Origin of the sequence: Klebsiella sp. GN_Kp190 (genome assembly GCF_040061795.1) — a bacterium.
GTDB lineage: Bacteria > Pseudomonadota > Gammaproteobacteria > Enterobacterales > Enterobacteriaceae > Klebsiella > Klebsiella michiganensis.
Window position 1 is genome coordinate 54,899 of record NZ_JBEAFN010000068.1, and the last position, 7,853, is coordinate 62,751.

General features: G+C 59.0%; 8 protein-coding genes. 6 read left to right on the forward strand and 2 right to left on the reverse strand.

Features of this window, described 5'->3' with window-relative positions; all coding sequences use genetic code 11:
• Positions 1-4 precede the first annotated feature (4 nt).
• A complete protein-coding gene (feoC, locus tag ABLU67_RS25130) occupies positions 5-241 on the forward strand; it encodes a [Fe-S]-dependent transcriptional repressor FeoC (RefSeq protein ID WP_014227148.1) in 237 nt (78 codons plus the stop codon).
• 231 nt (positions 242-472) lie between these two features.
• On the opposite strand, the gene ABLU67_RS25135 is transcribed toward feoC, so the two are convergent.
• Positions 473-742, reverse strand: a complete 270-nt coding sequence (locus ABLU67_RS25135; RefSeq protein ID WP_014227147.1) for a YdgH/BhsA/McbA-like domain containing protein — start codon at positions 740-742, stop codon at positions 473-475.
• Between the two features lie 111 nt (positions 743-853).
• The gene (bioH, locus tag ABLU67_RS25140; RefSeq protein ID WP_048263487.1) at positions 854-1,636 is read right to left on the reverse strand and encodes a pimeloyl-ACP methyl ester esterase BioH; all 783 of its coding nucleotides are present in this window, start codon (positions 1,634-1,636) and stop codon (positions 854-856) included.
• 38 nt (positions 1,637-1,674) lie between these two features.
• On the opposite strand from bioH, the gene gntX reads away from it, so the two are divergent.
• From gntX to rsmJ, 5 genes are all read left to right on the forward strand, one after another.
• Complete coding sequence (gene gntX, locus ABLU67_RS25145; protein WP_348852578.1) at positions 1,675-2,349, forward strand: DNA utilization protein GntX; 675 nt, start codon at positions 1,675-1,677, stop codon at positions 2,347-2,349.
• Between the two features lie 58 nt (positions 2,350-2,407).
• Positions 2,408-2,983, forward strand: coding sequence for a Fe-S biogenesis protein NfuA (nfuA, locus tag ABLU67_RS25150; RefSeq protein ID WP_004106660.1), 576 nt, complete (start codon positions 2,408-2,410; stop codon positions 2,981-2,983).
• 332 nt (positions 2,984-3,315) lie between these two features.
• The gene (gene gntT / locus ABLU67_RS25155; RefSeq protein WP_004134706.1) at positions 3,316-4,632 is read left to right on the forward strand and encodes a gluconate transporter; all 1,317 of its coding nucleotides are present in this window, start codon (positions 3,316-3,318) and stop codon (positions 4,630-4,632) included.
• Between the two features lie 209 nt (positions 4,633-4,841).
• The gene (gene prlC, locus ABLU67_RS25160) at positions 4,842-6,884 is read left to right on the forward strand and encodes an oligopeptidase A (RefSeq protein WP_348852579.1); all 2,043 of its coding nucleotides are present in this window, start codon (positions 4,842-4,844) and stop codon (positions 6,882-6,884) included.
• A 7-nt stretch (positions 6,885-6,891) separates the two neighbouring features.
• Entirely contained in the window at positions 6,892-7,656 is a 765-nt protein-coding gene (rsmJ, locus tag ABLU67_RS25165; RefSeq protein ID WP_004855183.1) for a 16S rRNA (guanine(1516)-N(2))-methyltransferase RsmJ, read from the forward strand.
• The last annotated feature ends 197 nt before the right edge of the window (positions 7,657-7,853 follow it).

Genomic DNA, 7,853 nt, shown 5'->3' on the forward strand with positions numbered 1-7,853 from the left:
GATGATGGCGTCATTAATTGAAGTCCGCGATATGCTGGCCCTGCAGGGGAGGATGGAGGCAAAGCAGCTCAGCGTCCGCCTGAATACGCCGCAGCCGCTGATTGACGCCATGCTGGGCCGCCTGCAAGCGATGGGGAAAGCGGTGAAAGTGACCGAAGATGCCGATGGCTGCCTCTCCGGCAGCTGTAAAAGCTGCCCGGAAGGCAAAGCCTGCCTGCGGGAGTGGTGGTCGCTGCGCTGATTGGGCTGTGAAGGCAGGTTTCCCGGTTTGCGGCTAACGCCTTATCCGGGCTACGAGTTTGTGCGGTTTTGGGCTTGGTAGCCCGGGTAAGGCGTTTACGCCGCGACCCGGGAGATTCGACCACAGATTTGTACGGTTCTGGGGTGGGTTGCCCGGACAGGCGCAACGCGCCGCCTCCGGGAACCGACTGCGGCATATACCGCAAGCGGGTCCTGAGACCCGCTTTCTGGCTTACTTGTAGACGTCCGCGTTAGCGTGAACCGTTTTCTCGTTCTTCTCGCCTGCAATCACCACAAAATAGGTGCCGCCCAGCTCATCCGCTTTTTTCGACAGATCGCGCTTTGCATCCATCGGAGAGGTTGTTCTGGAGGTGGTAATCGAACCAATTTTGGTCAGGTTCAACTTAGCCACTTCGTCTTTTTGAATTTCCTTGGCGGCGAACGCGCCGAAGGACAGGGAGCCAATCACCAGAGATGCAACAATTCCTGTAACAAGTTTCATAGCCTCTACTCTCCATTAGGTTGTTTTTTTTAGGTCACGGGGCCAGCATGAAATAGTCAACCCCCGCAACAACCTAAGTATTGCTGCACCCAGCGTTTTTACCACGTCCCGCTAAAAAAATTTATCGATCTCACGCTTCAGCTCGATCAGCGGAGCGCAAAACGCCTGCGGATGTGAAATGAACGGCGCATGGGCGGCTTTATCGAAGACAATCGACGTGCTTTTGGGCCACAGCGCATCGAGAAGCGGAATGATTTTACGCGGTACCAGACCGTCCAGCCGACCGTACAGGCGCAAAAAAGGCATGTCGAGGGCGGTCAACGGCTGGCGTAAATCGGCGGTTTTGAGGATCTCCAGCCCGCCGTTTAAAACGTCCGGCGACGGCATCGGTAGCGACAGCACCGTGCTCTTCAGCGCTCTCGCATCCTGACGCGCGCTTTCGGTACCCAGGGTTTGCAGCGCCAGAAAGCGTTCGACGGTGCGTTGAAAATCTTCGCTCAGCTGCTGCTGAAACCCGCTCAGCACGTCGGGCTTAATGCCGGGCCAGCTGTCGTGAGCGCTAAAGCAGGGGGAAGAGGCCACGGTGACCAGCGCCTGCACGCGATCGGGATGGGATAACGCGACCTGGCTGGCCACCAGCCCGCCGAGGCTCCAGCCCAGCCAGATAGCGCGCTCTGGCGCGTTTTCCAGCACCCGCTGGGCCATCTCTTCCAGCGACATCGCGCCAAAGCCGCCGCTGCGGCCATAGCCAGGCAGGTCGACGAGGTGCAGCGTAAAATGCGAAGCCAGCTGCGGCGTGATGCAATCCCACACTTTGGCATTCAGCCCCCATCCGTGCAGCAGCACAAGATGACAATTTCCTTCGCCCGTGGTCTGCCACGCGATCGTTTTCATCAGTTACTGTTCTCTTTCCACCAATACGAGGGGGAAATATGCTAACAGCACACAGCTTATGCTGGCTATGCCAAATGCCGCTGGCCATCGCCAACTGGGGGATCTGCTCGCGATGCGCGTCGGCGCTGCTGGCGTCTGAACCGTTGTGCCCGCAGTGCGGCCTGCCGGCCCAATCAAGCACGCTGCCCTGCGGGCGCTGCCTGCAAAAACCGCCGCCGTGGCAGCGGCTGGTGACGGTGAATGACTATCGACCGCCGCTGAGCGGCCTGATTCACCAACTGAAATTCAATAAGCGGCCCGAGCTGGCCCCGGCGCTGGCGCGTCTGCTGCTGTTGCGCATTCGCCAGCGTCGGGATCTTCCCCGCCCGGACCGGATAATTAGCGTGCCGCTCTGGCAGCGTCGTCAGTGGAAGAGGGGATTTAATCAGAGCGATCTGCTGTGCCGACCGCTCTCCCGCTGGCTGGACTGCGCCTGGCGCAGCGATGCGCTAACCCGCCGGCGCCGCACCGCCACCCAGCATCAGCTCAGCGCCAGATTGCGCAAACGGAACCTGAAAAACGCCTTCCAGCTTGAATTGTCGCTCCAGGGCCACCATATCGCCATTGTGGATGATGTCGTCACAACCGGAAGCACCGTCGCCGAGATATCCCGCCTGCTTTTGCGAAACGGCGCCGCGACGGTTCAGGTATGGTGTATATGCCGTACCTTGTAGACCCCTGCTGATGGGCGTATAATAACCCAGTAAAATAGTCAACTATTAGGCCAACGCTATGATCCGTATTTCCGATGCTGCACAAGCGCACTTTGCCAAACTGCTGGCAAATCAGGAAGAAGGGACACAAATTCGCGTATTTGTGATCAATCCCGGCACCCCTAACGCCGAGTGCGGCGTGTCCTACTGCCCACCGGATGCGGTGGAAGATTCCGATACCGCGCTGAAGTTTGAGCAACTCACCGCCTACGTCGATGAGCTTAGCGCGCCGTACCTGGAAGACGCTGAAATCGATTTTGTTACCGACCAGCTGGGCTCCCAGCTGACGCTGAAAGCGCCAAACGCCAAGATGCGCAAAGTGTCCGACGATGCCCCGCTCATGGAGCGCGTTGAGTACCTGCTGCAGTCGCAGATTAACCCGCAGCTGGCCGGCCACGGCGGGCGCGTCACGTTGATGGAAATCACCGACGATGGCCTGGCGATTCTGCAATTCGGCGGCGGCTGCAACGGCTGTTCGATGGTTGACGTGACGCTGAAAGAGGGGATCGAGAAGCAGATGCTGAACGAGTTCCCGGAACTGAAAGGCGTACGCGATCTGACTGAACACCAGCGCGGCGAGCACTCCTACTACTGATTTCCCCGCCCGGCTGCCTTTTCGCGGCCGGGCGACTCCCCTCATGTTACCGCGCAACATTTCCCGCTAAGCGACCCGGCAGAAACCCGGGAAAGAGTATGACTTAAGTCTCATATTTGAAATTTTCACCGCCCAGGTGATTCTCAAACTTCATATGTTACCCGTATCATTCGCTTCAGGCGCCACAGATAAAAAAATAGCCAGCTATCCTTTCTCTGGGTAAGGATAAAGCCAGCTTCTACGGCGTCAGACATTTTTTGTTCCGGTCGGAACGGATGAAGTCAATGTTGAAACTATGACGTTACCCATAACAAATTAAGGCCAGGTAAATCATGCCATTAGTCATCGTTGCTATCGGGGTTGCCCTGTTATTGTTGCTGATGATCCGTTTCAAGCTGAACGGGTTTATCGCTCTGGTTCTGGTGGCACTTGCCGTCGGGCTCATGCAGGGTATGCCTCTGGATAAAGTTATCGTCTCCATCAAAAACGGCGTTGGGGGAACCCTCGGCAGCCTCGCGCTGATCATGGGCTTCGGCGCGATGCTCGGTAAAATGCTGGCGGACTGCGGCGGCGCGCAGCGTATCGCCACCACGCTGATTGCCAAATTTGGTAAACAACATATTCAATGGGCGGTTGTGCTCACCGGCTTTACCGTCGGCTTCGCCCTGTTCTATGAAGTGGGCTTCGTACTGATGCTGCCGCTGGTCTTTACCATCGCCGCATCCGCCGGTATCCCGCTGCTCTATATCGGCGTCCCGATGGCGGCCGCGCTCTCCGTCACGCACGGTTTCCTGCCTCCGCACCCGGGCCCGACTGCCATTGCCACTATTTTCCATGCCGACATGGGTAAAACCCTGCTGTTCGGTACGATTCTGGCGATCCCGACGGTTATCCTTGCGGGGCCGGTTTACGCACGCTTCCTGAAAGGTATCGATAAGCCGATTCCGGAAGGCCTGCATAACCCGAAAACGTTCACTGAGGAAGAGATGCCGGGCTTCGGCGTCAGCGTCTGGACCTCTCTGGTACCGGTTATTCTGATGGCTATGCGCGCCGTGGCCGAAATGGTTCTGCCGAAAGGTCATGCCTTCCTGCCGATCGCGGAATTCTTCGGCGACCCGGTCATGGCCACGCTGATCGCGGTACTGATCGCCATGTTCACCTTCGGTCTTAACCGCGGTCGTTCCATGGAGCAGATTAACGATACGCTGACCTCCTCGATCAAAATTATCGCCATGATGCTGCTGATCATCGGCGGCGGCGGCGCCTTCAAGCAGGTGCTGGTCGATAGCGGCATGGATAAATACATTGCTTCTATCATGCATGAATCCAATATGTCCCCGCTGTTTATGGCATGGTCGATTGCTGCGGTACTGCGTATCGCGCTGGGTTCCGCCACCGTTGCGGCGATCACCGCGGGCGGTATCGCCGCGCCGCTGATCGCCACCACCGGCGTGAGCCCGGAACTGATGGTGATCGCCGTTGGCTCCGGCAGCGTTATCTTCTCCCACGTTAACGACCCGGGCTTCTGGCTGTTTAAGGAATACTTCAACCTGACCATCGGCGAGACCATTAAGTCGTGGTCGGTGCTGGAAACCATTATCTCAGTGTGCGGCCTGGTAGGCTGTCTGCTGCTGGGGATGGTGGTATAAGCTGCTTGTCAGCCTAAAACGAGCCGGGTCGCCGCGAGGCGAACCCGGCTTTTTTATGCGCTCTGGCCACAACGGCCAGACTTATCGCAGTAATACCCGCCTGCGCGCGGCGCCTGACATTGAAATTCAGCAAACTATCCCCCATTCTAGATCTCATGCTATAGCGCCGGACGCGCGCTTCATTCACCCAATTCAACAGGACTGCGCATATGACCAATCCATTACTGACGCCTTTTTCATTACCGCCATTCTCTGCCATCAAACCCGAGCACGTGGTCCCCGCGGTCACTAAAGCGCTGGATGATTGCCGGGCGGCGGTAGAGCGCGCGGTGGCGCAAGGGGCGCCGTATACCTGGGAAAATCTTTGCCAGCCGCTGGCGGAAGTAGACGACGTGCTGGGGCGTATTTTTTCCCCGGTCAGCCACCTGAACTCGGTCAAAAACAGTCCGGAACTGCGCGAAGCCTACGAGCAGACCCTGCCGCTGCTTTCGGAGTACAGCACCTGGGTTGGGCAGCATGAAGGCCTGTACAAAGCGTACCGCGACCTGCGCGACGGCGACCATTACGCCACCCTGAATACCGCGCAGAAAAAAGCGGTAGATAACGCGCTGCGCGATTTTGAACTCTCCGGTATTGGCCTGGCGAAAGAGCAGCAGAAACGCTACGGCGAAATCGCCGCCCGCCTCTCCGAGCTGGGCAATCAGTACAGCAACAACGTGCTCGACGCGACCATGGGCTGGACCAAGCTGGTCACCGATGAATCTGAGCTCTCCGGCATGCCGGAAAGCGCGCTTGCCGCAGCGAAAGCCCAGGCTGAAGCCAAAGAGCAGGAAGGGTTTCTGCTGACCCTGGATATCCCGAGCTATCTGCCGGTAATGACCTACTGCGACAATCAGGCGCTGCGTGAAGAGCTGTATCGCGCCTATTCCACCCGCGCCTCCGACCAGGGGCCGAACGCCGGAAAATGGGACAACAGCCCGGTAATGGCGGAAATCCTCGCCCTGCGCCACGAGCTGGCGCAGCTGCTGGGCTTTGACAGCTTTGCCGACAAGTCGCTGGCGACCAAAATGGCCGAAAATCCGCAGCAGGTGCTCGACTTCCTGACCGACCTGGCGAAACGCGCCCGTCCGCAGGGTGAGAAAGAGCTGGCCCAGCTGCGCGCCTTCGCCAAAGCCGAATTCGGCGTGGATGAACTGCAGCCGTGGGATATCGCTTACTACAGCGAAAAACAGAAGCAGCATCTTTACAGCATCAGCGATGAACAGCTGCGCCCCTACTTCCCGGAAAACAAAGCGGTTAACGGCCTGTTCGAGGTGGTTAAGCGTATTTACGGTATTACCGCGAAAGAGCGTACCGATGTGGACGTCTGGCATTCGGAAGTGCGCTTCTTCGAACTGTACGATGAAAAAAATGAACTACGCGGTAGCTTCTATCTCGATCTCTACGCTCGCGAACATAAACGCGGCGGGGCATGGATGGATGACTGCGTTGGCCAGATGCGCAAGCTTGACGGCTCGCTGCAAAAGCCGGTCGCTTATCTGACCTGTAACTTTAACCGTCCCGTCAACGGTAAGCCGGCGCTGTTCACCCACGATGAAGTGATCACCCTGTTCCACGAGTTTGGCCACGGTCTGCACCATATGCTGACCCGTATCGACACCGCCGGCGTGTCCGGCATCAGCGGGGTACCGTGGGATGCGGTCGAGCTGCCGAGCCAGTTTATGGAAAACTGGTGCTGGGAGCCGGAAGCGCTGGCCTTTATCTCCGGCCACTATGAAACCGGCGAGCCGCTGCCGCAGGAATTGCTGGAGAAAATGCTGGCGGCGAAGAACTACCAGGCGGCGATGTTTATTCTGCGCCAGCTGGAGTTTGGCCTGTTCGACTTCCGCCTGCATGCGGAGTTCAGCCCGCAGCAGGGCGCGAAAATCCTCGAAACGCTGGCGGAAATTAAGCAGCAGGTGGCGCTGATCCCCGGGCCGTCGTGGGGCCGTTTCCCGCACGCCTTCAGCCATATTTTCGCCGGCGGATACGCAGCGGGTTATTACAGCTATCTGTGGGCCGACGTCCTGGCGGCGGATGCCTTCTCGCGCTTCGAAGAGGAGGGTATCTTCAATCGCGAAACCGGCCAGTCGTTCCTCGACAACATCCTTAGCCGCGGCGGTTCGGAAGAGCCAATGGTCCTGTTCAAACGCTTCCGCGGTCGCGAGCCGCAGCTGGACGCGATGCTTGAGCATTACGGCATTAAGAGTTAATCCTGTTGTGAAAATTTGTTTAATTGATGAAACGGGCGCCGGAGACGGCGCCTTATCTGTTCTGGCTGACCGCTGGGGGCTGGAGCAGGATGAGGACAACCCGATGGCGCTGGTGATGACCCCGGCGCATCTTGAGCTGCGCAAGCGCGATGAACCGAAGCTTGGCGGCATCTTTGTTGATTTTGTCGGCGGGACCATGGCCCATCGGCGCAGGTTCGGCGGCGGCCGCGGCGAGGCGGTGGCGAAAGCGGTGGGAATCAAAGGCGACTATCTGCCGGATGTGGTCGATGCGACCGCCGGTCTGGGAAGGGATGCCTTTGTTCTTGCCTCCGTGGGCTGTCGCGTGCGGATGCTGGAGCGTAACCCGGTGGTTGCCGCGCTGCTCGACGATGGCCTGGCGCGCGGCTACGCCGACGCTGAAATCGGCCCCTGGTTGCAGGAGCGTCTGCGGCTGATTCACGCTTCCAGCCTGACGGCGCTGACCGATATCACTCCGCGTCCGCAGGTGGTCTATCTCGACCCGATGTTTCCGCATAAGCAGAAAAGCGCGCTGGTGAAGAAAGAGATGCGGGTATTTCAGTCGCTGGTGGGGCCGGATTTAGACGCCGACGGTCTGCTGGCGCCGGCGCGTCAGCTGGCGACCAAACGGGTGGTGGTTAAGCGCCCGGACTACGCGCCGCCGCTGGCGGATGTCGCGACGCCGAACGCGGTGGTGACCAAAGGCCACCGGTTTGATATCTATGCCGGAACGGCGGTTGAGCCGCAGGGGTAAGCAACCTGCGTCAGGGCCCTTTCCCCGGGGGCGGCGCGATGCGCCTTGCCCGGGCTACGGGTTCACCGCCGTCTGCGGGTCTGGTAGCCCGGACAGATGCGCAGCATCGCCTCCGGGAAATTCGGCCACTCTGCACTCTGCTCCCGGGGGCGGCGCGATGCGCCTTGCCCGGGCTACGGGTTCACCGCCGTCTGCGG

Coding starts and splice junctions, on each gene's coding strand:
- prlC (WP_348852579.1), top strand. CDS start 4,842: ATGACCAATCCATTACTGACGCCTTTTTCATTACCGCCATTCTCTGCC.
- gntX (WP_348852578.1), top strand. CDS start 1,675: ATGCTAACAGCACACAGCTTATGCTGGCTATGCCAAATGCCGCTGGCC.
- nfuA (WP_004106660.1), top strand. CDS start 2,408: ATGATCCGTATTTCCGATGCTGCACAAGCGCACTTTGCCAAACTGCTG.
- gntT (WP_004134706.1), top strand. CDS start 3,316: ATGCCATTAGTCATCGTTGCTATCGGGGTTGCCCTGTTATTGTTGCTG.
- bioH (WP_048263487.1), bottom strand. CDS start 1,636: ATGAAAACGATCGCGTGGCAGACCACGGGCGAAGGAAATTGTCATCTT.
- ABLU67_RS25135 (WP_014227147.1), bottom strand. CDS start 742: ATGAAACTTGTTACAGGAATTGTTGCATCTCTGGTGATTGGCTCCCTG.
- feoC (WP_014227148.1), top strand. CDS start 5: ATGGCGTCATTAATTGAAGTCCGCGATATGCTGGCCCTGCAGGGGAGG.